The organism is Dyadobacter sp. 32 (assembly GCF_902506755.1).
In the GTDB taxonomy this organism is placed as follows: Bacteria; Bacteroidota; Bacteroidia; order Cytophagales; family Spirosomataceae; genus Dyadobacter.
The window spans coordinates 3,045,376-3,067,014 of record NZ_LR735258.1; the positions used below are offsets into that span (position 1 = coordinate 3,045,376).

Sequence of the window (21,639 nt, forward strand, 5' to 3'; positions counted from 1 at the left end):
AAAAACACCAGAATGTCAAATAGAGCCGAAAAATACCTGATCGTTGTTGCGGGCCCAACCGCAGTAGGCAAGACTGAACTGTCCATTACGCTTGCCAAGGCTCTAAATACAGAGATCATCTCTGCCGATTCCAGGCAATTTTTCAGGGAGCTGAACATTGGTACCGCTAAACCAGACGTAAATGAACTGGCAGAAGTCACACATCACTTCATAAATTCCCATTCCATTACTGAAAATTATAGTGCCGGAGATTTCGAGAGGGATGTTTTGATACTGCTAAATCGCTTGTTTCAGGACAAAAACTGTGTGATTATGACGGGTGGCTCGGGTCTTTACATTAAAGCCGTACTGGAAGGTTTAGACGACCTCCCACCTCCCCTGCCTGATTTAAGACAAAAACTAACTCAGCGCTTGCAGGCAGAGGGCTTGGCAACGCTTCAAAGCGAGGTAGGGCATATAGATCCGGCGTTTGCCGCCACGCCCGAAATAGCCAATCCGCAACGTGTGGTGAGAGCTCTGGAAGTTTTTTACTCCACTGGCATCCCTATTTCCAATTACCAGTTAGGAGAATCCAGAAAAAGAGCATTCATGCCGATACTGATTGCACTTGATCGTGACCGCGCTGAACTCTACAACCGCATTGAAACTCGAATGGATCAAATGCTGGATACAGGCCTGGTAAGTGAAGCAAAGTCCCTGATGAACTACAGGTCGCATCATGCGCTCCAGACCGTCGGTTACAAAGAGATATTCGGATTTCTTGACGGATTATATGATGAACAAGAAATGGTGAGACTGCTCAAGCAAAATACACGCAGATACGCCAAACGTCAGCTGACCTGGTTTCGGCACCAGGGGGATTTCAAATGGTTTGGGGCTGATCAAACTGAGGACGTTATACGGTACGCCAAAGACTCTATGGGGTAAGTATCTCCCTAAACAACCAACCCGGGTATTACAAAAAATCAAAAGCACGTTGACGCCACTTCCGGAACAATCCGGAAATGTGCTACGAACGCGCTTTTGAACTGTACCTCAATCAATCTTCCAGTTCTCTGTACGCCAGGATACCACCCAACACATTTCTTACATTGGAAAATCCCTGTGCTTCCAGAAAAGACTTCGCTTTGCCACTACGGGCACCGGAACGACAATGAATGATAATTTCTTCGTCCTTGATCTCTTCAAGTTCGTCCAGGTGATCGGGGAATTCTCCGAGAGGAATCAGGATCGCTCCCAGATTGTCCTCTTCATATTCATGCTCTTCGCGTACGTCATAAAAATGCAAATCCTCGCCTTTGTCCAGACGCTCTTTTAGTTCTTCTACTGTGATATCCATTTTATCAAACTTTTATTATTATATGATGTCATATTTTTCCTCTTGCACCGGGCACAATCTAACACTTATCAACGGGAGATCAACAGCTTTTGCACAAAACGCTGCTTCCCATCCGTAGCCCTGAACACATAAACACCTGCTCCAAGCTCGCCCAGTGAAGCTGAACGGCTGCCCGAAGCCGGAACAATTGTTTTCACTAAACGTCCGTCAACCGAAAATATATCTATCTTTTTGAAAGTACTATTTTCCCAGTTGATCACCCCCTGCGCAGGATTCGGATAAAAATAATTGGTTCTGCCCGCAATGGGCTCAACACCCAGTGGTGGCGTTTTACCTAAGCCTCCCATTACCGGCCGTATCATGATACTGCCTGACAATGATGCATCCCGAACCCACTCATTACCCAGATTAAAAAAAACATGATCCTTTCCAAACTGCGAATTCCGATCATATCCCACCACAATGGGTTGTTCATTGATCTGAAGCCATCCGACATAAAACGTATCCTTTACTGCTACAGGCGTGGCGAAAACAAATTCTGTAAAACCATTCCGATCAGGCGGATATCTGGCGCTAACTGATCGTTGAGCAAGGACAGTCGGATCGGGCTTGCCGTCTTTGTTGCGGTATATCTGAATATTGAACGCTTGACCAGAAATATCCTTACCAAACGGAATGAGACTCATTCTTATCCCAGCCACTGTATCGGGTGCGGCTAATGAGAAACGGACCACGGCACGGCCGAGTTTTTGGTTCATCTGAATACCATATTCCGCACTTCCGTCATCATAGGCGAAGAAATTGTGTAACTGGGTAACTGCAGTGATGGTATCATTCCTGAATAAATCCACTCCCGGAATGGCGTTATCCGTGGTCGTAATGTAAAATTTGCTTTTCAGACTAACACTGTCAACATCCGAAGCGCTGGCTATTGGTTTTATTGGTATAATGAATTCCTTAGAACCGAGATCCTGAATCGTAACAGCTGACTGCACATTTCTAAAATATTCCTGGTTTGTTTTACTATCGGAGAGTATAAATGTTCCGGTAAGCTGATTGAAATTATTAAAATTGTTTTTTACCTCTCCGGTTATGGAAGCTGCAGTGTTACCTGCAGGATTAAGCCGGTACTGCTTTAAAGGCATGGCTGTGTACTGTTTCAAAAACGAGGTTAAAGGCTTCCTGGCAGCCACGTCAAAAATGTACGGCTGCCTGATGCTCCTTGCTTTGTTCAGATAGACATAATCCAGGTGCCAGGTGTCAAATGGGCCAGACGTTCTGCCATATGATCTGAAACGAAACTGAAAATCTGCATGTAGATAAATCGGGTTTCGGATAGCAACAAACGCAAGGGCAAATATGGAGTCTTGCTCTACCTGTCCGTCATTTTTCCAAACCTCATCCCAGACATTGTTTACATTTTTGAACTCAACACGAAATGCATCCAATGTGTCGGGACGTTCTCCCAGGCCTTTGGCTAGCCAATAAAAGCTAAGGTACACCGAATCCCGAGCGGTGAGTCCGGTCAAATTGATCGGCTGCGAGGTAAGTGTATCGGTATTTCCCTGTGAAAAAGGATTTACATTATCGTAAAGCCCCCCATTGGCGCTTAATCCATCGAAAGTGGCCACATTCAACGACGGTTGGGTCGCAGCCAGTGTATTATTTACATATACCCCGCCTCCCGACAACCAATAGTTTGTATTCGGACGAGCGGTATTTGTCGTAGCGAAATCGTCAAAGAAAGGTAGCGAAAGCGCCTGTACTCTTGCACCGGTGTATGGTGATTCCCCTGCATCGCCAGGTGCAGTGCCGATCGGCACAATGGTGAGCTGGGCACGAAGACTGAAACTTAACAATACAAAAGAAAGAAAAAGTACTATTGTATGCCGGCTTTTATGGCTGTTGCGGTTGTTCTTCATTCGTAGGATTAGGTTCTTCTCCCAGGGGTGTAACCCATAGGTCAATTACGTCGCCAACGCGTACTTTATTGCCCGATTCGGGATTTTGTCGAACAACAACACCCGATGCCTGACCATCTTCGGCGGGAACCGTCATTTGCTGACCTACTTTGAGTCCTGCACCAATGATGGCAATTTTGGCTTCATCCAATGGCATGTCGATCACCATTGGTGCATCGAACTGCGCCGTTCCCAACCCCTCTCCGAGTTCCAGATCAATTTTAGACCCCTTAAGTATCGCTTGTCCTGGTTCAATAACACTACCGTTATACATTTGCCTCAATACCGCATTTTGAGCCATGTCAGGTACATAAGAAAGCTTACCCTCTTCGAGCCCCATACTTTTCAGTAACATCTGTGCGCTTCTGAGGGTCATGTCAGTCAGTTTTGGCATTTTAACCAACGGAGCCGTTCTGGACACTACTGTAACATAAATCTTCCGGCCTTCCTTGACTTTGGCACCCGGTAATGGGTATTGACCAATAATCGTGAGCGGGGTGGCACCGGCTACAAATGTACAGTCCACTTCATATCTCAGATCCCGGCTGTCCAGAAAATCTTCCAGTCCCTCCACATTCATCTTTTTTAGATCAGGCACTGTAATCGCTTCCCCATGATTGGTGGTAAATGGCAGATAGATGAAGAAAAATCCCAGAAAAAACACCAGAATCAATGAAATGATAATTCCGATATGAATTAAAAGATCACTCCGGGATTGGGTACTGATTTTTGCCATGGAGGTAATTGAACGAATAATTTAGAAAAGTAAAAATAGAAGTAAAAATTCAGGATGCCAATACTCTATGCCGTATAACCGCTGAGAATACGTTTGATATATTTACCCAAAATGTCAAATTCCAGGTTGACAGAGTCTCCGGTTCGTAACTTATTAAAGTTGGTAAAAGTATAGGTATAGGGAATAATGGCAACCCGGAAACCATCGGGGACTGAATTAAAAACAGTGAGACTCACCCCATTCAAACAGATGGAGCCTTTCTCAACAGTAATATTTCCCAATGATGGGTTGTATTTAAAATCAAATAACCAACTTCCTTCCCGTTCTTCGATGGACGTGCAAATGGCGGTCTGATCCACATGGCCCTGAACGATGTGACCATCGAAGCGGCCGTTGGCAAGCATGCAGCGCTCTAAATTGACCTGATCCGATACATTCAGTTCCCCCAAATTGGTTTTAATTAAGGTTTCTTCAATCGCAGTGACCTGATAGCTGTCACCCTCAACAGCCGTCACAGTCAGGCACACGCCATTATGACTAACACTTTGATCGATGCGCAACTCAGCAGCAAGCGTTGAACGAAGTGTAAATGTCTTGTTTGTACCTGACAATTCAATCTTAACAATTTCTCCTATCGCTTCAATAATTCCTGTAAACATCTTCAATAATTCCTATGAGCCTGATATAGCCATTTGACCTATCTCGCTGTAAAGGTACAACATCTTTAAAAACCCGCTACCCCATTTAAGCGCGATTTAGTTAGCCTCGCACTTTTCTAATCCATATACTTTACGAACTTTGTGAAAAATTACCTGCCAATCCTTAAACGGAGTTCAATTGCATATTCTTACAAAATGAAAAAAGTACTTTTTATAGATCGGGATGGAACAATCATTATTGAACCCTTGATCGATCAACAGGTTGACTCCCTTGAAAAACTGGAATTTCTTCCAAAGGCTATCTCTAATTTACGCCGAATTGCCGAAGAAACGGACTTCGAACTGGTGATGGTCACCAATCAGGACGGTCTTGGTACCCGGTCATTTCCGGAGGACACCTTTTGGCCTGCACACAACAAAATGGTAAATACACTGGCAGGCGAAAATGTACATTTTATGGATACGCTGATCGATCGCAGTTTTCCGGCGGAAAATTTGCCTACACGCAAGCCTGGAATTGGATTATTGGGGGCCTATTTCAGTGAGGAGTACGATTTACCCAACAGCTATGTCATCGGCGACCGGCTTACAGATGTGCAACTTGCCGTGAACCTGGGTGCGAAAGCCATTCTGATCGCGACGGAGCTGCCTGCCGAAGGCGTTACAGAAAGCATGAATAACGCAATTTCCTTCATTTCAAATGATTGGGATGCCATTTATGAGCACTTAAAACTTCCTTCCCGAACGGCCTTTGTGGAAAGAAATACTAAAGAAACCCGGATTAAGATTGAATTGAATCTGGATGGCAGCGGGCGCTCCGACGTACACACCGGACTGGGCTTTTATGATCATATGCTGGACCAACTTGCACGGCATTCGGGAGCAGACCTGAAAATAACGGTAGAGGGAGACCTGCACATAGACGAACATCATACCATTGAAGACACAGCACTTGCCCTGGGCGAAGCATACCGGCAGGCTATTGGAGACAAGCGTGGAATAAGCAGATATGGTTTTTTACTGCCCATGGATGAAGCACTCGCACAGGTTGCCATTGATTTTTCAGGGCGCCCCTGGCTGGTGTGGGATGCGGAATTTAAAAGAGAAAAGATCGGGGAAATGCCTACCGAAATGTTTTATCACTTTTTTAAATCATTCTCCGATACCTCACTCTCGAACCTGAATATCAAAGTGGAAGGGCAAAACGAGCATCATAAGATTGAATCCATTTTCAAAGGGTTTGCAAAAGCCATAAAAATGGCCGTACGTCGCGACTTGAAAGCGCTGGACTTTATGCCCTCAACCAAGGGTGTGTTATAATTTTTTTCAACCCATTTCTGTCGTTGGTAGGTTTTTTTGCCTATTTTTGCGGCCATACAGTCAGAAAAAAATCAGATATTCTTATGACAATGACGATTATAATGATCGCTTTTTACATAGTTCTGCTTGGCGCTGCTTTTGTTGTTGGGCGCTGGTTAGAGAATCATGAAAAGGGATGGAGACCATAATTTTAGTATCAGGGATGTTTTGCACATCCCTTTTTTGCACCTGAGTATATTTATTCTACGGAACTTTATTTAGAAAATTTCGGCGCCAATAAGCACCAAACCTGTAAAATCGAACGTTTTTGAACTACTACCGGTTGTCAGGTTAAGAAACTTATTAAAATCAGTTAAATTTTGTTGCGTAATTTTTGCCTTTTACTACTTACGATCTTCTTCATCTGCAAATCCACAGATGTACTGAGCATCTTGTTGGCAAAAGACAAAATAGTTGCCGTCTGCAATTCCGGCGACTGCGAAAGTGAAAAGTCAGAGATTGAAAAAGTTACGGATGATCAGCAAATATATCATCACTTTGTAAACATAAGCCAACATCCTTCGTCGGCCATTTTAAGAGTTGCTTTTTCGTATTCGGTTCCTTCCGAAAACGATATACTCGAAAACCTCTTCTCTCCCCCACCTGAGTTGATCTAGCATTTTCTGCATTCATTGTTCCCATTAGAATCATATTTCCCACTTCGGAAATATGCAATTCTGTGGTTTAAATCAATTAATAAGATCAAAATTCAGACAATCATGATTAGGTCATATAAGAAGTTATTTGAAAATAATAAGAAGTGGATCACCGATACAACCAGCCGGGATCCCAAGTTTTTTGATGTTCTTGGCTCGGGGCAATCTCCGCAATTCTTATGGATAGGTTGCTCGGACAGTCGGGTACCCGCCAACGAGGTCACAGGTACACTTCCGGGCGATATTTTTGTACATCGCAACATTGCCAATATGGTCATACATACGGACATGAGCATGCTCAGCGTACTGGATTATTCGGTAAATGTGTTGGGCGTAAAGCACGTAATGGTGGTAGGGCACTACGGTTGCGGGGGAGTAAACGCTGCAATGGGTAACAAGCCAGTCGGCCTGATCGATAATTGGCTCCGGCATATCAAAGATGTCTACCGCCTTCATGAACAAGAACTTGATCTTATTGATGACCCCAAAGCTAAAAGCGACAGGCTGGTAGAATTGAATGTTGCCGAGCAGGTTTTCAATCTTACCAAAACATCCATCGTACAAAATGCCTGGTCCACTGGACAGGAACTTCTGATCCACGGTGTAGTTTTCGACATTCACACTGGCGAACTCAATGACCTTGGAATTTCGGTGGGCGACAACAGTAAAATGGATTATGTCTACAAATTTGACATGGCGCCTGCTTTAACGTAGTTTTTGACCACAGCTAAAACACCTCAATACCTCATTTATATGTCGACTAATAAAAGTTTATTTTCAAATCTCAAATATGATTTCCCGGCTGGTCTGGTCGTTTCCCTTGTTGCCTTGCCGTTGTGTCTTGGGGTTGCCCTTGCATCGACCGGGCGGTCCGACCTGCTGTTTTCTGGTATTATAGCCGGAATAGTTGGGGGGATTGTAGTGGGATTAATTAGCGGATCGTCCCTTGGCGTTTCAGGCCCTGCTGCCGGCCTGGTGGTCATCGTACTTACCGCGCTGGAAACACTTGGAAGTTTTGAATCGTTTTTGCTGGCTGTGGTTATAGCAGGGATTTTACAGGTAATTGCCGGGCTTTTGAAAGCGGGCGTGATCGGATATTACTTCCCTTCCTCGGTTATTAAGGGAATGCTTGCCGCTATTGGTATTACGCTCATTTTGAAAGAAATTCCCCATGCATTCGGCTATGATGCCGACTTTATGGGAGATGAAAACTTCAGCCAGAAAGACGGGAATAATACTTTTACTGAGTTGTACTATGCTGTAAGGTACAGCAGCGTAGGCGCGATCATTATTTCCGTTGTGTCGCTGGGATTACTGTTGTTGTTCGACAGGCCTTTCATGAAAAGGATACAGCTTTTCAAATTTCTTCCGGGCGCTCTTTTTGTCGTTTTAATCGGGATTGCACTCAACATACTGTTTTCAAACATTGCCCCCGAATGGGTGTTAAGTGGAGAACATCTGGTACAGCTACCCGTAGCTTCTAATAGTCAGGAGTTTTTTAGCTTTTTCAAAACACCTGATTTTTCGGCGCTTGGTAAAGTTGAAGTGTATACGGTTGCCATCACCATTGCTATTGTGGCCAGTCTTGAAAGCTTATTGTCTGTGGAAGCTACGGATAAGCTGGATCCCTTTAAAAGGGACACCCCCACCAACCGTGAGCTGATTGCGCAGGGAATTGGTAACGTAACGTCCGGTCTTATTGGTGGTTTACCTATAACTCAGGTGATTGTGAGGAGCTCTGCAAACATAGCTTCGGGAGGAAGAACCAAAATGGGTACAATTGTTCATGGTACGATTCTTCTACTATCAGCTATTTTCATTCCCAAATACCTGAACTTCATTCCATTGTCTGCCCTAGCTGCTATTCTGCTTCTGGTCGGTTATAAGCTGGCAAAGTTTTCGCTGTTTATCGGGATGTATAAGTTGGGAAAGGAACAATTTGTGCCTTTCGTGGTAACGGTCGTAGCTATATTAGGCACTGACCTGCTGAAGGGAATTGCAATCGGTATGGCGGTAGCGATATACTTTATTTTAAGAAAGAATTACAAGCATTCCTACCATTATAAAAAAGAAGCGCACAAGGATGGTGAAGTAATCACCCTGATCCTGTCCGAAGAGGTAACGTTCCTTAACAAAGGCAGCATTGGCGCTACCCTTGAGCATCTTCCCGAGAATTCAACCGTAGTCATTGACGGGACCAAATCATTGAACATTGATTACGATGTCCTGGAGATCATACAAGATTTCAAAAATCACTCCGCACCCTTGCGGAATATTACGGTGGAAACGAAAGGAATCAGTGATGTAGCAAGTGTTGGAGGACATTAACTTCTCATGTAGCGACTTTCCAACCACATAAACCGATATATCAAAAAGAACCAGCTGGGTGACACCTGCTGGCTCTTTTGATAATCAATCGTTATTTACCGTATCCGTCGTTTTGCTTAAGTTTGGTATTGTTTCTAATCTCAGAAGTGGGTATCGGAAACAACAACTCCCTGGCACTCAGCACAGGACCATACGAAAACTTATGTCCCACATATTCATCAAATTTTTTGGTGGAAACGTTAAAAGCTTTGCGAAGACGCACCATATCGAACCAGGTGATGTTTTCATAGCACAACTCATACCAACGCTCCTTCCAAATCTCCTCCCGTAACTGATCTTTCGTCAAACCCGCCAGATCCGGTAATTGTGCCCTTGTTCTCGTGGCATTGACCGCCTCAAAGACTTTGGTACCAGGCCCGCTTACCTCATTGGCCGCTTCGGCGTACATCAGCAACACATCTGCATATCGTATCACCGACCAGTTAAGATCACTATTGGCTGACGTAGTTTGCGCAACAACATCGAAATGTTTTCAAATAAAATACCCCCCTAAATCGACAGACAGATTCCTGTTACTTTCATTGGTAAAGGTGGTATAAAAAAATTGTTTCTCTTTTGCACGCAAATCCCCGGTAGCGTAGGACTTCACAAAGTCACCCAGCGCGTATATCCCGCCCGTTTCATCAGAGTAAGCCGATATATTTTTGTTATACGGTATGATCGATACCTGCCAGTTGGAAGGCGTCACCTGTGTCTTGTACTGGATCATAAAAATATTCTCCTCGATATTCTTTTTTGCGGGATCATGCAGGTCGGCATAAGTCGAAAACAACTTAAACTGTTTGGAATCAATTACCTCTGCTGCCTTCTTTGCCGCCAGGTCATAATATTCGTTGCCTTTTTTCAGAGGGAAACCGGCCATGGTCAGATATACCTTTGCCAAGAGCGACTTCACTGCCCCAAGGCTTACCTTGCCCGAAACATCTGTCCAGGGCAACCCCGACGCCTCGGCCGCTTTCAGATCCGATACGATGAGTGCATAAACCTGCTCAGCTGTGGACGGAGACTGATACAACTGCTCAGACTGCAAGTTAATAGGCTCGGTAACCAACGGGATATTGCCAAACATCTGAACCAAATTGAAATAATACCAGGCTCTCAAAAAGTAAGCTTCGCCCAAGACTCTTTTCTTCTCGGTTTCATCCATCGTAATCGCCGGAATTTTTGCGATTGACAAGTTGGCATTGCCAATTCCCTTGTAATAACTACTCCAATAACCTACTCCATAACCGTTATCAGATGTATTTTGCAAGTCTTTTATAAAATAGCTGTTTACAGCCTGTCCCAGATCGGTACCCGCCAGGCCGGTAGCAAATTCGGTCATCATCCAGGTTCCACCACCAAATCCACTTCCCATAGGATCACGTAAACTTGCGTAAATAGCATTTACCGAACTGCGCGCATGTGCCGGTTTCGTAAAATAGTTCTCCACCGTAAAATTGCTCGGATCCGATTCTGTTAAAAAGTCGGAGCAACCCGTAAGCCACAAGGTACCTGCCATTAAAGCCAGCAGTTTATATTTTTTTGTTATTGCTTTCATCGTTTCTTTTTCGAAAAGTTTCAGATAAAATTATAGTCCGACATTGATTCCCAACATAAAGATCCTTGGTCTCGGATAGTCATAAAGCGCAAATCCCTGATCAAAAGCCGAGCCGGAGTTGGACACCTCGGGATCAAATCCGGTGTATTTAGTAGCCACAAAGAAGTTTTGTACTGAACCATATACTCTCAGGCGATCGAGCTTAAGAGCGGACACGACTTTGGCCGGGAAAGTATAAGCCAGCAGCAAGTTACGACCTCTGATAAAGGAGGCATCGGTAACCTTATGACTATCGTTATTGGTGTCATAACCGGCAGGGATCGGACGAACCTGAGCAATAGGTGTATTCTGGTTGGTTTCCGTCCAGGCATTGAGTACGGTTTTGTAGCTATTGGCAATTCCTTGTCGGTCTTCGGCCGAGTGGATACTTCTGTCGAGCACATCATTGCCGTACATGTATTGCAGATCTACCGTAAGCGACCATGCTTTGTACTGGAATGTATTTAACAGTGTACCAAATCCATCGGGAATACCTCTGCCTATGATGGTACGATCGTTGTCATTAATGGTTCCGTCATTGTTCAGATCCAGGTATTTTACATCCCCAGGGCGCTTATTGTATTTCTTTGCCTGCTCGGCCTCAGCTGTAGACCAGGTGCCCTGGTGTACGCGTCCAAAGAATGAGCCTACGGGTTTGCCCACACTCACCACGGTATTGCCTACGAAAATATCGCTCCCCCCCGAAAGTGCAAGTACCTTATTTTTGTTTACAGAGATATTGAAAGTGGTACTCCAGGTAAAATCACCTAGTTTCAGATTGGTAGAGTTTATGGCAAACTCTACGCCCTTGTTCTCCATACTTCCAATATTGGTAAAGATACTGGCGTATCCACTGCTCATCGGCAACGGGGCATCCAGGAGCATTTCGTTAACCTTTCTGCGATACAAATCCAGCTCGAAACTTAGCCTGTTCGAAAATAAGCCCAGTTCAAGGCCAAAATCGAACTGATGTGTTTTTTCCCACTGAAGTCCTGAGTTGGCTATACGTCCTATACCGATCCCAGTATTACGGGCTCCTCCAAAAATAACGTCATAATTGCCCATACCTGCCAAGGCACGGTACGCAGGGATTTCTGAGTTACCCGTAGCACCATAGCTTGTCCTCAACTTAAGGTTAGAAATAGCAGGTATATTCTTCATGAAGTTTTCTTCGGTAACTTTCCAGGCCAGTGCCGCCGAAGGGAAGAAGGCGTATTGGTTCGCTGCACCAAATTTCGAAGATCCATCCACACGCCCGGTAAAGGTCACCAGATACTTATCCATCAGACTGTAATTGACCCTGGCAAAGTACGAATTGAGTCCGTAGGCATTGGCAAAAGACGATGGAGCGCCAGCCGTTGCACCTGCTCCCAGATTGTTGTACTGAAAATAGGAATCAGAATAATTGGAACTGCTTGCAATGGCTTCGAAGCGGTCCACATGCTGCCACGACAAACCCATCATGGCGTTAACAGAATGAATTTTAGCAAAATCCTTCATGTACGTCAGATAATTCTCAAACTGCCAGGAATTATATCGGTTGTTTTTTACAGATGCGTTTCCGTTACTGGAGATATATTGCATCCCTGCGACCGCAGAGTAATCCTCGCGCTGATTAATCACGTTGGTACCTATCGTAGATTTAAATTCCAGCCCCTTAGCCAACTGTATGTTAGCATAAACGCTTCCCAGCATGGTTTGCGTTTTGAGGAAATATAACCGATCTGCGGCAACCCTAAGCGGGCTGTCACCACCTTCCATGCCCGGATAATCCCGGTTACTGGCCCAGGAGCCGTCGGCATACTTCACAGGAATAATGGGTAACGCCTCCAATACCTGCCTCATCACCACGATCCCCCCACCTCCAAGCTGGTCTATCTGCTTTTCATTTTGGTCTGTATACCCTAACGAACCGCCCACTTTCAGCCAGCTTTTTACCTGGCTATCGAAGACAAACCGACCTGCAAACCTTTTCTGCCAGGATTCCCTTACAATCCCATTTTCATTTCGATAATTCAGAAAAGCACCATAAGTTCCCTTTTCGTTTCCACCTGTCAATCCCAACTGATGGTTTTGAGTAATTGCCTTTTGAAAGGATTCGTCCTGCCAGTCTGTGTCGTATAATGGATTACCGCTGGCATCAAATAGTAATGGATTTGTTCTTTTTAATTTGGGATCCTGGTATTTCGTTCCTGTGGCCCAGCCTACGGGATCATATTTGGCCGCGTTGAGATAGGCTGCGTCCTCTACTGCCAAAAATTCCTTCGAATTAAGCACTGGTAATTTCTTAGGTGCCACACCAATGCTAAAATCAGTATCGTATGTAACCCGTCCACCGCCGGTTGTACCTCGTTTCGTCGTCACCATTATAACTCCATTGGCTCCCCTGGCTCCATAAATGGCCGTTGAAGATGCATCTTTTAAAACCTCAATGGAGGCGATGTCATTGGGATTAATGTAGTCAATGGGAGAGCTCCCATTCTGAAGGCCTTCGGAATTGAGGATCACACCATCGATAATATATAAGGGATTGTTGGATACGCTTATCGAGCTTGCACCCCGAATACGGATATTGGCTCTACCCCCGGGACGTCCGGAGTTGGAAGAAACGTTGACCCCGGTGATACGCCCAGACAGCCCCTGGTTGAGCGAAGACGCCGGCCGTTCCTGTAATGCCTCTGCCTTTACCGTACCTACAGCACCTGTCAAATCTGATTTGCGAACTGATCCATAACCTACCACCACTACTTCGTTCAGTGCATTTTCGTCGGGCTGTAAACTAATGGTCAATTGTGACTGCGTTCCAACCACGACCTCCTTGGATCCGTAACCTACAAAGCTAAAAACCAATATCGAGCGGTCGTCCGGCACCTCCAGCTGAAACCCGCCATCAACACCCGTTGAAGTCCCCCGTTGTGTACCTTTCACCACTACGCTTACGCCAGGCAGACCGTTTCCTGCCTCATCCGTCACTTTACCCGTTACCCCTTTGTCTATGGCGGCAGCCTGCCTGAGCGCTTGTATGTGTGCAATTTCCACCGGCGTCATCTCAAATGTAACAGCCTGTCCCGGTCGTTCAGTTTTTACTATTTCGGATACTCTGGCTTTACTTTCCGTAACGACATAAGTGTTTCTGCGGATCTTCTTGTATTTCAAGCCATTTTGACTCAACAGGTTGTCCAGGTTTTGCTCAATCGGCAAGTTCAGATTCAATGATTCAGAAGTGATTATCCCGGCACCGACCAGCCGGTCCTCAAACACGATTTCCACTTTGTAATGCTTCTGCAATTCCAGCAGGGCATTTTTCAGTTTCATCTCCCTCCTTACGGAAGAATATTGCTTCGACGTCGCAGCTACAAACGCGATACTCTGGGAGGTAGCAAGCTGCGAAAAAGATGTGGCGAATACCAGCCCCATTCCCATTCCCACCCATTGCTTTCCGGATAGATTTAAGTGCATAAGTTAAAGGTTTAAAGATAGATTAATTAGCAGATATCAATGTTGAATCACCGGAGGTTCTGAGCCTGAGGTCCAGAACCTCCGAAATCGTTTTGAGCAGATCCTCCGCGTTTTTGGTTTTGAAGTTCCCGGTGATGGTCCGATCCGCTATGGCTTCGTTAGCGAGTATTACCTTTTCACCAAAATTTTCCTCAATCATCACGCAGATTTCACGAAGCGAAGTGGCGTTGAAAACGTATCGCTGCTCCTTCCAGGCAGTTATATTCTCGGTATTTTGCTTTTTGTCCAACTGAATGGACCCACTCAGGTCTACCGTGGCAAGGTCACCAGGCTCCATGACCATTTTTTTATTCTCATTATCCTGCTCGTAATCTATCCGTACGCTGCCACTTTTGAGTGCTACCTTGGTGCCCCGGGCGCGTGAAAAAACTGAAAATTCGGTACCTAACACTTCTACCTGAAACCGATCCGAAGTCTTGACAATAAATCGCTTGTGGTCGTCCGTATGTTTTACTGAAAACTCGGCCTCTCCTGTTAAAAAAACCTCCCGGATTTTGGAACCGAATCCAAATCGCGGTGCTAATAATATGGAGTTTGAGTTCAGACTTACACGGCTTCCATCACTCAAATAGACATTTGCGGTTTGCCCGTATGCGGTCTGATATTTTTTGAATTGTATCGTATCACGAAACCACCATCCACAACTGGCAACCAAGGTGATGGAAGCCGCGATCAGCCATATTTTTCTCAACGGCCGTTCCTTGGTTTGCACCAATGGCTCAACTGCATCATCGGGCTCACGGCTATCGAACTGCATGTCCGTCTCCAAACGATGCAACAAGTGTTTAATAGCCAGATCCTGATCGGGAACGAACTGAGGAGACCGTGTTTCCCACTCCAAAAGCCATGTATAAAAGAGCTCATGGTTATCCGGATTTTTCAACCATTCATCCGTTTGCTTTCTTTCGAGCGGATTGGCGCGCCCTGCCAGGTATTCAAAAAGCGCATATTTTGATACAGGAGTTTCCATTTTCATTAGGGTCGGTTGTCTGAGGCTGCCCGGAGATTATTATAAACCAGTGAAGTGAATGGCAACTAAAATGCAGGGAAGCATCCATTCACTGTGAAGCGCGCTGCGCAGGTATCTGAGTGCCTTGGATATGTGCACTTCGACGGTCTTTGGCGATATGTGCAATTCGTCAGCTATTTCATTATACTTTTTACTTTCGAAACGGCTCATCAGAAATACCCGCTGGCATTGCATGGGCAGTTGCGCGATTATCTCATTGACTTTCAGAAAAAGATTATTGTAATGAATTTCAGCATCGGGCTGCTGGTGGTAGGTGGAAATATTGCTTTCTGAACCCGGTTCCAGTGTGTCCGTTTTACCAAACTCGCGACGCATGTAGGTAAAACATTCATTGCGTACCGACCTGAAAAGGTAACTGGTGTACGAAGAATTAATGTTTTCGTAAGCCCTGGTTCGGTAAAACTGGAAAAATACCTCACTCACCAGATCCTCTGCGATCTGCTTGGAGTACACAAACCGAACCGCATGGCTGCAAAGTGGATTGTAGAAGCGTCGAAAAAGTAATTCGATTCCTTTCGATGGATTTTGCTCGAAGGCATTTTTCAGAAACTGTGCAGAATCTATCTCTTTGAAATCCTGCTTCGGAGATACGAAGGGGGTTCCGCGCCTTTGCTCATCATGCTTTAAGGGATCGTTCATCTAGTCTTCCATTTTATAATAATGTTAAGACTTTTTTGCACATAAACCCCCTTAGTATTTTTTAAAAAAATTATTCTAGTCAAAAAAAAGAGGCTGTCTCAAAAAGGCAGTCTCTTTATTTTTTGAGAGGTATAAATTTTCTATTTTTTACGCAAACAATCTTTTGCATACTCGCTTGATTTTCTTATCTTTAGGTATAGAAAATAACGGAGATATGTCATCAAAACGGCCTACTTTCAAGCGTTACGATCAGCAGCAGATTATGCTGCTCCCCCCAAGTTTAGAAGAATTAGTTCCAAAGGATCATCCTGTTCGTGTTGTCAACGATGTGATTAACAGGATAAATATCGCACCGCTTAATGCAGCGTATCAAACAAAAGGAACTTCAAGTTATCATCCTCAGATGCTACTCAAGGTGCTGGTTTACGGCTATGTGAGCAATATTTATTCAAGTAGGAAATTAGAGGCCGCCTGTAAAGAGAGCGTTTACTTTATGTGGGTGAGTGGCATGAACTTCCCTGATCATAACACTATCAACAGATTCAGAGGGGTGCGATTGAAAGATGCTTTGCGAAGTATATTCGAGGAAGTGGTCCTGTTATTAGCTCAGGAAGGGCTTCTAAGTATTGAGGAAGTATATACTGATGGCACCAAAATCGAGGCCAACGCCAACCGATACACCTTTGTCTGGAAAAAAGCGATCCTGAGCAATAAGGAGAAAATGAAGAAGCAGCTGACCCAGATCTGGGAATATGCCCAGAGTCTTAATGATGGAGATGATCTTCCAGATCCACCTGATTTTACTACCATTGATAAAGAAAAGGTACAAGACACAGTCAATAAGCTCAATGAAGTACTAGGCAAAAAGGAAAATATCGACAAAAAGTTAAAAGCAAAACTTAACTATGTTACCAAAAACTATCCTACTAATATTGCCCGTTATGAAGCACAGGAGGCAATTTTAGGAGATCGAAACAGCTTCAGTAAGACGGATCCCGACGCTACCTTTATGAGACTAAAGGAGGATCATATGCGCAACGGTACCTTAAAACCGGCCTTCAACGTGCAAATATCAAGCTCCAATCAATACATCGTCAATTATACAATACACCCCAATCCGACCGACACCACTACATTCACGGATCATATCGCACAGCATGAAAAAAGCTTTGGAGTTGCCCCCAAAACGGTTACAGCAGATGCTGGATATGGGTCACAAGAGAATTATACCTTGCTAGAAAGCAAAGGGGTTACTGCTTATGTGAAGTATGGCATGTTTGACAAACAGCAAAGCTCAAACTTTAACAAAAAGCATCCATTCAGTGCAAACAAGCTGTTTTACAATGAAAAGAGCGATTGCTATATCTGCCCCATGGGTCAGCAAATGAATTATATCGGTGATAGCCACAGAAGAACCAGCACTGGCTTTATACAAACATCCAGAAAATACCAGGCTAAGAATTGTCACGCTTGCCCATTAAACGGAGCCTGTCATAAGTCAAAAGGCGACAGAATTATTCAGGTAAACGTGGAGCTAGAACGTCAAAAAAAGCAAGCTCACAATCTACTCAACAGCGAAGATGGAATTGCCCATCGGAAGAAGCGATGTCATGATGTTGAGCCCATCTTCGGAAACATCAAAGAGAACCATCGGTTCCGAAGATTTATGCTCCGTGGTAACGAAAAAGTTGCAATAGAGTGGGGTTTGATTGCAATAGCTCAAAATATAAGAAAGAAAGCGGCCTAAAATGCCCGGAAAATCGCGTCTCTTCGAGAAAATGGTCTAAAAAACCCGACTTCATCGTTCCTGAAAAAATATATCAATCAAATTCGGTAAAAAACCGAAAAGACCGCCTCAATACTTTTGAGACGGCCTCTTTTTTACTCCGTAATAATGACTGCCTATAAATTCTTTGCCTTCAGCTCCTTCACAGCATGGTTTGCCGCTCGTGCAGACAACGCCATATAAGTCAACGAGGGATTTTGGGTAGATGTTGACGTCATGGAAGCACCATCGGTTACAAATACATTCTTACAGGCGTGCAGTTGACTCCATTCATTTAGCATAGAAGTTTTCGGGTCTTTACCCATACGCACACCGCCCATTTCATGGATGTCGTTGCCAGGATTCCGATGTCCATCATGAGAACGGACATTTTTGAAGCCGGCATTGGTAAACATTTCCGACATCTGTTCAATATAGTCCTTGATCATCTTCTCATCGTTGTCATCATAGTCCACGTTGATTTTCAGCATTGGTATACCAAACGGATCCTTCTGTGATTGATCCAGCGCAACATAGTTTGTTTCCTTTGGAATTGTTTCGCCCATCATGTGTGAACCAACATTCCAATTGCCGTAGGTTGTCTGGGCCAAACTTTCCTTCAGAGACTTTCCCAACCCGGACCGATCGGAGTAGGTCTGTCTGTTGGCACTAAATCCGGCTGCATATCCCCTGAGGAAATCGGTCTCCTGCTTGTAGACATTTCTGAAACGCGGAATATAGCCACCATTGGGACGTCTTCCATCTGTCTTGGAATCAAGGAAACCTTCATATTGACCCGAAACACTCGCACGGTAGTTGTGAAAAGCAACGTATTTCCCCAAAACGCCACTGTCATTTCCCAGACCATTCGGAAAACGTGAAGAGGTCGAGTTCAACAAAATAAGATTACTGTTCAGGGCAGCAGCGTTTACAAATATGATATTGGCATAAAACTCGGTCATTTCTTTGGTATTCGCATCGATCACACGGACCCCGGTCGCTTTCTTTTTCTTATCATCATAAATAATCGAATGAACAACAGAATGTGGGCGAAGCGTCATATTGCCGGTTTTCATAGCCCAGGGAAGGGTGGATGCATTGCTGCTGAAATAACCCCCAAAAGGACATCCTCTTTCACACATAACACGGTGCTGGCATTTGGCACGGCCCTGATCCAGATGTATCTGCTGCGGATCCGTAATGTGAGCGGCACGTCCAATGATGATGTGCCTGTCCTTATACTGTTTACCTACCTGTTCTTTAAAATATTTTTCAACACAATTGAGGTCATGGGGAACCAGAAATTCTCCATCCGGCAACATATCCAATCCATCCTTATTCCCGGTGATCCCTGCAAACTTTTCCACATGACTGTACCAGGGCGCTATATCGTCGTACCCGATCGGCCATTCTACGGCAAACTTATCCCGCGCCGGGCCATCAAAATCGTATTTACTCCAGCGCTGTGTTTGCCTTGCCCACAGTAATGACTTACCACCTACCTGATACCCACGGATCCAGTCAAATGGTTTTTCCTGGATATAAGGGTGTTCATTGTCTTTGGCGAAAAAATGAGCCGACGATTCTTTGAAATTATAGCAACGACTGGCAATGGGGTTAGCCTCGGTCACAGCAAGCGGCAAGCGCTCGCGATGCTCAAACTCCCAGGGCATCATGTTGGATGTCGGATAATCTTTGATATGTTGCACATCACGCCCGCGCTCCAGCACCAGTGTCTTTAATCCTTTTTCGGTCAGTTCCTTGGCCGACCAACCGCCGCTTATTCCGGAGCCAATTACAATGGCGTCGTAGGTGCGGGCTTTTTTGCTATCTATATTGAAGTATGACATAGAAAATGATGGAGAATGGAGGATGGGGAGGAAGGAGGATGGGCCACGCCCAAGCAAATTCACTCGCCAAATCCAGTTGCTAACTTTGATGTAATCAGGAATAACGGACATGCGCTTTCTTCCTTTCGTCCTTCTTCCATTATCCCTTCTTAACCGGTACACAACCGTGGTAACGCGCAGGGATCATTTCGTAATGGGTGATGTTGGTCATCACGTATTCTGAGTTCATATAACCCTGAATGGTCAGGTTTTTCACCAGACTAAAAAGCGCTTTGGATTCTTCATCCGCACTTTTTTCAACGTCTTTCAAAAGCTGCAATTTCTGAACTCCAGAAGCTTCGGTGAAGGATTTGCCAAAGGTACTGATGCTTAGCTCATCCAGATTCGAAATCCCGCTGGCAAGACCTGCCTGTGTCTTTTTGTCGTAACAATCCGTTACCATTTTCTGCACGAATTTGTCTACACCCAGCTCACCGGCACCTGGTGTATCCGTTTTGGGAATGATTGTTTCCACTACGGCAAGCAATATCCTGGACTGATCCGCGGCTAACCATGTTCCTTTTTTCAAAGAATACTTAGTCCAGCCCGATGCCCATGCAGGCAAACCGGCCATTACGCCTATGGACAAAGCCATATTTCTGAGGGCAACCCGTCTTTCCATATTTATTGATTATTACAGTTCAGAATGTGGTGAATCGTGCGCTTGTTGGTCGTCGGCTATCAGCTTTACCCGTTCGCCGGACAAAATCGCTTTCTATTTTAGGTAAATTAAAGATAAAATTTTGTCACTTTCATGAATACCATTACTAAGTTCAGGAATGCAACAATGTTAAACAAAACTAGATCTTTCTCTCATTCAACAATATTTATTTCCTGAATTACTCTTCCAGAAAATCCAGATCACGTCCGTGCGTTTCAGGAACGGTCAGTATACAATAAAGACCAATAAAAAAGCAGATTACCCCGACCAGAGCCCCCGAGTTAATTGTAGAAAAGGAACCTTTGAATCCTGCAAACAGGGTCGTCATGAGCACTACAGTTCCTCTTACCATATTTGGGATAGTTGTTGCTGCGGTCGCCCTTAGATTGGTACCAAACTGCTCTGCTCCGATGGTAACAAACATAGCCCAGTAGCCAATACCAAAACCCAGAAAGCCGGCTACTGCATACAAATGTGCAGCTTTGTTGATCCCGCCGTACAAGTAAACCCCGCTGAAGACTAACGTAAAAAGCATTAAATAAAATACAGCACGTTTTCGGGATTCAAGCCAGTGACTCAAAAACCCACTGCATAAATCACCTATGGATAATCCCACATAACACCACATGATCGACAACCCCGGCTTAACGGCTTCCGTAATGCCTAATGCTTTGCCAAACTCGTTGCTGAATGTGGCCAAAATTCCGATCACAAACCAGGTGGGAAGCCCAATGCCGATGCATTTCAGGTACCTTATGAGCCTGTCGCGATTGGTGAAGAGCGAGAAGAAATTTCCTTTTTCTATATGTTTCTGATTTTTCAAATCTTTGAATATACCCGACTCAAAAACCCCGATCCGAAGCAAAAGCAATGAGATGCCCAAACCACCCCCAATAAAATAAGCATACCGCCAGTCGAAAAACTCAACCGTAAAATAGGCTACAACTGCTCCAAGCAAACCAATGCCTGCAACCAGTGAGGTTCCAATAGCACGCAGATGCTTGGGCAGAATTTCTGAAACCAACGTGATACCGGCACCGAGCTCCCCGGCGAGGCCTATCCCGGCTATAAATCGCAAAATTTTATAAGTGGTAGGATCCTGAACAAACCCACACGCGATGTTGGCCAGTGAATAGGTAATGATTGAGCCAAACAAAACGGACAACCGTCCCTTTTTATCGCCCAAAACACCCCATAAAATACCTCCGATCAGCAACCCCGTCATTTGCCAGTTGAGAATGCTGGCTCCAACCTTGGAGATATCCGCCTCCGACAAACCCAAGGAAGCAAGACTGGGCAGACGGACAATACCAAAAAGCAGAAGGTCATAAATATCGACAAAATAGCCAAGTGCGGCTACAATGACCGGGGCACTGAATAAATGTGAAAAATTGGAACGTGGTGTTGCAAGCGTGGTCATTGAACAAATTAAGGGTTATATAGGAAGTTAATATTTTAA

The 21,639-nt window shown here is 44.7% G+C and carries 17 protein-coding genes and 1 pseudogene; 6 read left to right on the forward strand and 12 right to left on the reverse strand.

Annotated elements, in window-relative coordinates; all coding sequences use genetic code 11:
* Positions 1-12: 12 nt before the first annotated feature.
* The gene (miaA, locus tag DYADSP32_RS12425) at positions 13-927 is read left to right on the forward strand and encodes a tRNA (adenosine(37)-N6)-dimethylallyltransferase MiaA (RefSeq protein WP_149242432.1); all 915 of its coding nucleotides are present in this window, start codon (positions 13-15) and stop codon (positions 925-927) included.
* A gap of 112 nt (positions 928-1,039) precedes the next feature.
* On the opposite strand, the gene DYADSP32_RS12430 is transcribed toward miaA, so the two are convergent.
* The 4 genes from DYADSP32_RS12430 to DYADSP32_RS12445 form a co-directional block, all read right to left on the reverse strand.
* Positions 1,040-1,339 (reverse strand): rhodanese-like domain-containing protein, encoded by a 300-nt coding sequence (locus DYADSP32_RS12430; RefSeq protein ID WP_149242431.1) that lies wholly within the window; start codon positions 1,337-1,339, stop codon positions 1,040-1,042.
* A gap of 68 nt (positions 1,340-1,407) precedes the next feature.
* Complete coding sequence (locus DYADSP32_RS12435; RefSeq protein WP_149242430.1) at positions 1,408-3,261, reverse strand: T9SS type A sorting domain-containing protein; 1,854 nt, start codon at positions 3,259-3,261, stop codon at positions 1,408-1,410.
* On the reverse strand, positions 3,236-4,036 hold the full coding sequence (locus tag DYADSP32_RS12440) for a PASTA domain-containing protein (RefSeq protein WP_149242429.1): 801 nt from the start codon (positions 4,034-4,036) through the stop codon (positions 3,236-3,238). Before DYADSP32_RS12440 ends, DYADSP32_RS12435 begins: the two co-directional genes overlap by 26 nt.
* Before the next feature lie 65 nt (positions 4,037-4,101).
* Positions 4,102-4,695, reverse strand: a complete 594-nt coding sequence (locus tag DYADSP32_RS12445) for a riboflavin synthase (protein ID WP_149242428.1) — start codon at positions 4,693-4,695, stop codon at positions 4,102-4,104.
* A gap of 195 nt (positions 4,696-4,890) precedes the next feature.
* Here DYADSP32_RS12445 and hisB point away from each other — a divergent pair, with 195 nt between their 5' ends.
* The 4 genes from hisB to DYADSP32_RS12465 all read left to right on the forward strand — a co-directional run bounded on the left by hisB (position 4,891) and on the right by DYADSP32_RS12465 (position 9,038).
* Positions 4,891-6,015 (forward strand): bifunctional histidinol-phosphatase/imidazoleglycerol-phosphate dehydratase HisB, encoded by a 1,125-nt coding sequence (gene hisB, locus DYADSP32_RS12450; RefSeq protein WP_149242427.1) that lies wholly within the window; start codon positions 4,891-4,893, stop codon positions 6,013-6,015.
* Between the two features lie 359 nt (positions 6,016-6,374).
* Positions 6,375-6,671, forward strand: coding sequence for a hypothetical protein (locus DYADSP32_RS12455; protein WP_149242426.1), 297 nt, complete (start codon positions 6,375-6,377; stop codon positions 6,669-6,671).
* 102 nt (positions 6,672-6,773) lie between these two features.
* Positions 6,774-7,424, forward strand: coding sequence for a carbonic anhydrase (locus tag DYADSP32_RS12460; protein WP_149242425.1), 651 nt, complete (start codon positions 6,774-6,776; stop codon positions 7,422-7,424).
* Between the two features lie 39 nt (positions 7,425-7,463).
* Positions 7,464-9,038 (forward strand): SulP family inorganic anion transporter, encoded by a 1,575-nt coding sequence (locus tag DYADSP32_RS12465; protein ID WP_149242424.1) that lies wholly within the window; start codon positions 7,464-7,466, stop codon positions 9,036-9,038.
* A gap of 91 nt (positions 9,039-9,129) precedes the next feature.
* Here DYADSP32_RS12465 and DYADSP32_RS12470 read toward each other — a convergent pair.
* From DYADSP32_RS12470 to DYADSP32_RS12490, 5 genes and pseudogenes are all read right to left on the reverse strand, one after another.
* A pseudogene (locus tag DYADSP32_RS12470) lies at positions 9,130-9,552 on the reverse strand (RagB/SusD family nutrient uptake outer membrane protein); the annotation flags it as partial.
* Positions 9,553-9,570: 18 nt separating this feature from the next.
* Positions 9,571-10,638 carry a RagB/SusD family nutrient uptake outer membrane protein gene (locus DYADSP32_RS12475; RefSeq protein WP_414617716.1) on the reverse strand — a complete coding sequence of 356 codons (1,068 nt, stop codon included), beginning with the start codon at positions 10,636-10,638 and terminating at the stop codon, positions 9,571-9,573.
* A 30-nt stretch (positions 10,639-10,668) separates the two neighbouring features.
* On the reverse strand, positions 10,669-14,136 hold the full coding sequence (locus tag DYADSP32_RS12480; protein WP_149242423.1) for a SusC/RagA family TonB-linked outer membrane protein: 3,468 nt from the start codon (positions 14,134-14,136) through the stop codon (positions 10,669-10,671).
* Positions 14,137-14,158: 22 nt separating this feature from the next.
* Entirely contained in the window at positions 14,159-15,166 is a 1,008-nt protein-coding gene (locus tag DYADSP32_RS12485) for a FecR domain-containing protein (protein ID WP_149242422.1), read from the reverse strand.
* Between the two features lie 39 nt (positions 15,167-15,205).
* The gene (locus DYADSP32_RS12490; RefSeq protein WP_149242421.1) at positions 15,206-15,865 is read right to left on the reverse strand and encodes an RNA polymerase sigma-70 factor; all 660 of its coding nucleotides are present in this window, start codon (positions 15,863-15,865) and stop codon (positions 15,206-15,208) included.
* Between the two features lie 214 nt (positions 15,866-16,079).
* Between DYADSP32_RS12490 and DYADSP32_RS12495 the strand changes: the two genes are divergently transcribed.
* Positions 16,080-17,612, forward strand: coding sequence for an IS1182 family transposase (locus DYADSP32_RS12495; protein WP_149239755.1), 1,533 nt, complete (start codon positions 16,080-16,082; stop codon positions 17,610-17,612).
* Between the two features lie 155 nt (positions 17,613-17,767).
* On the opposite strand, the gene DYADSP32_RS12500 is transcribed toward DYADSP32_RS12495, so the two are convergent.
* The 3 genes from DYADSP32_RS12500 to DYADSP32_RS12510 all read right to left on the reverse strand — a co-directional run bounded on the left by DYADSP32_RS12500 (position 17,768) and on the right by DYADSP32_RS12510 (position 21,600).
* The gene (locus DYADSP32_RS12500; protein WP_149242420.1) at positions 17,768-19,480 is read right to left on the reverse strand and encodes a GMC family oxidoreductase; all 1,713 of its coding nucleotides are present in this window, start codon (positions 19,478-19,480) and stop codon (positions 17,768-17,770) included.
* A gap of 139 nt (positions 19,481-19,619) precedes the next feature.
* Positions 19,620-20,141 (reverse strand): gluconate 2-dehydrogenase subunit 3 family protein, encoded by a 522-nt coding sequence (locus DYADSP32_RS12505; protein ID WP_414617717.1) that lies wholly within the window; start codon positions 20,139-20,141, stop codon positions 19,620-19,622.
* Between the two features lie 217 nt (positions 20,142-20,358).
* Positions 20,359-21,600, reverse strand: a complete 1,242-nt coding sequence (locus DYADSP32_RS12510) for an MFS transporter (RefSeq protein ID WP_149242419.1) — start codon at positions 21,598-21,600, stop codon at positions 20,359-20,361.
* Positions 21,601-21,639: the final 39 nt, after the last annotated feature.

What these genes read in the sequence shown, in the direction of transcription:
- miaA (WP_149242432.1), top strand. Translation starts at nt 13, where the DNA reads ATGTCAAATAGAGCCGAAAAATACCTGATCGTTGTTGCGGGCCCAACC.
- DYADSP32_RS12430 (WP_149242431.1), bottom strand. Translation starts at nt 1,339, where the DNA reads ATGGATATCACAGTAGAAGAACTAAAAGAGCGTCTGGACAAAGGCGAG.
- DYADSP32_RS12435 (WP_149242430.1), bottom strand. Translation starts at nt 3,261, where the DNA reads ATGAAGAACAACCGCAACAGCCATAAAAGCCGGCATACAATAGTACTT.
- DYADSP32_RS12440 (WP_149242429.1), bottom strand. Translation starts at nt 4,036, where the DNA reads ATGGCAAAAATCAGTACCCAATCCCGGAGTGATCTTTTAATTCATATC.
- DYADSP32_RS12445 (WP_149242428.1), bottom strand. Translation starts at nt 4,695, where the DNA reads ATGTTTACAGGAATTATTGAAGCGATAGGAGAAATTGTTAAGATTGAA.
- hisB (WP_149242427.1), top strand. Translation starts at nt 4,891, where the DNA reads ATGAAAAAAGTACTTTTTATAGATCGGGATGGAACAATCATTATTGAA.
- DYADSP32_RS12460 (WP_149242425.1), top strand. Translation starts at nt 6,774, where the DNA reads ATGATTAGGTCATATAAGAAGTTATTTGAAAATAATAAGAAGTGGATC.
- DYADSP32_RS12465 (WP_149242424.1), top strand. Translation starts at nt 7,464, where the DNA reads ATGTCGACTAATAAAAGTTTATTTTCAAATCTCAAATATGATTTCCCG.
- DYADSP32_RS12475 (WP_414617716.1), bottom strand. Translation starts at nt 10,638, where the DNA reads ATGAAAGCAATAACAAAAAAATATAAACTGCTGGCTTTAATGGCAGGT.
- DYADSP32_RS12480 (WP_149242423.1), bottom strand. Translation starts at nt 14,136, where the DNA reads ATGCACTTAAATCTATCCGGAAAGCAATGGGTGGGAATGGGAATGGGG.
- DYADSP32_RS12485 (WP_149242422.1), bottom strand. Translation starts at nt 15,166, where the DNA reads ATGGAAACTCCTGTATCAAAATATGCGCTTTTTGAATACCTGGCAGGG.
- DYADSP32_RS12490 (WP_149242421.1), bottom strand. Translation starts at nt 15,865, where the DNA reads ATGAACGATCCCTTAAAGCATGATGAGCAAAGGCGCGGAACCCCCTTC.
- DYADSP32_RS12495 (WP_149239755.1), top strand. Translation starts at nt 16,080, where the DNA reads ATGTCATCAAAACGGCCTACTTTCAAGCGTTACGATCAGCAGCAGATT.
- DYADSP32_RS12500 (WP_149242420.1), bottom strand. Translation starts at nt 19,480, where the DNA reads ATGTCATACTTCAATATAGATAGCAAAAAAGCCCGCACCTACGACGCC.
- DYADSP32_RS12505 (WP_414617717.1), bottom strand. Translation starts at nt 20,141, where the DNA reads ATGGAAAGACGGGTTGCCCTCAGAAATATGGCTTTGTCCATAGGCGTA.
- DYADSP32_RS12510 (WP_149242419.1), bottom strand. Translation starts at nt 21,600, where the DNA reads ATGACCACGCTTGCAACACCACGTTCCAATTTTTCACATTTATTCAGT.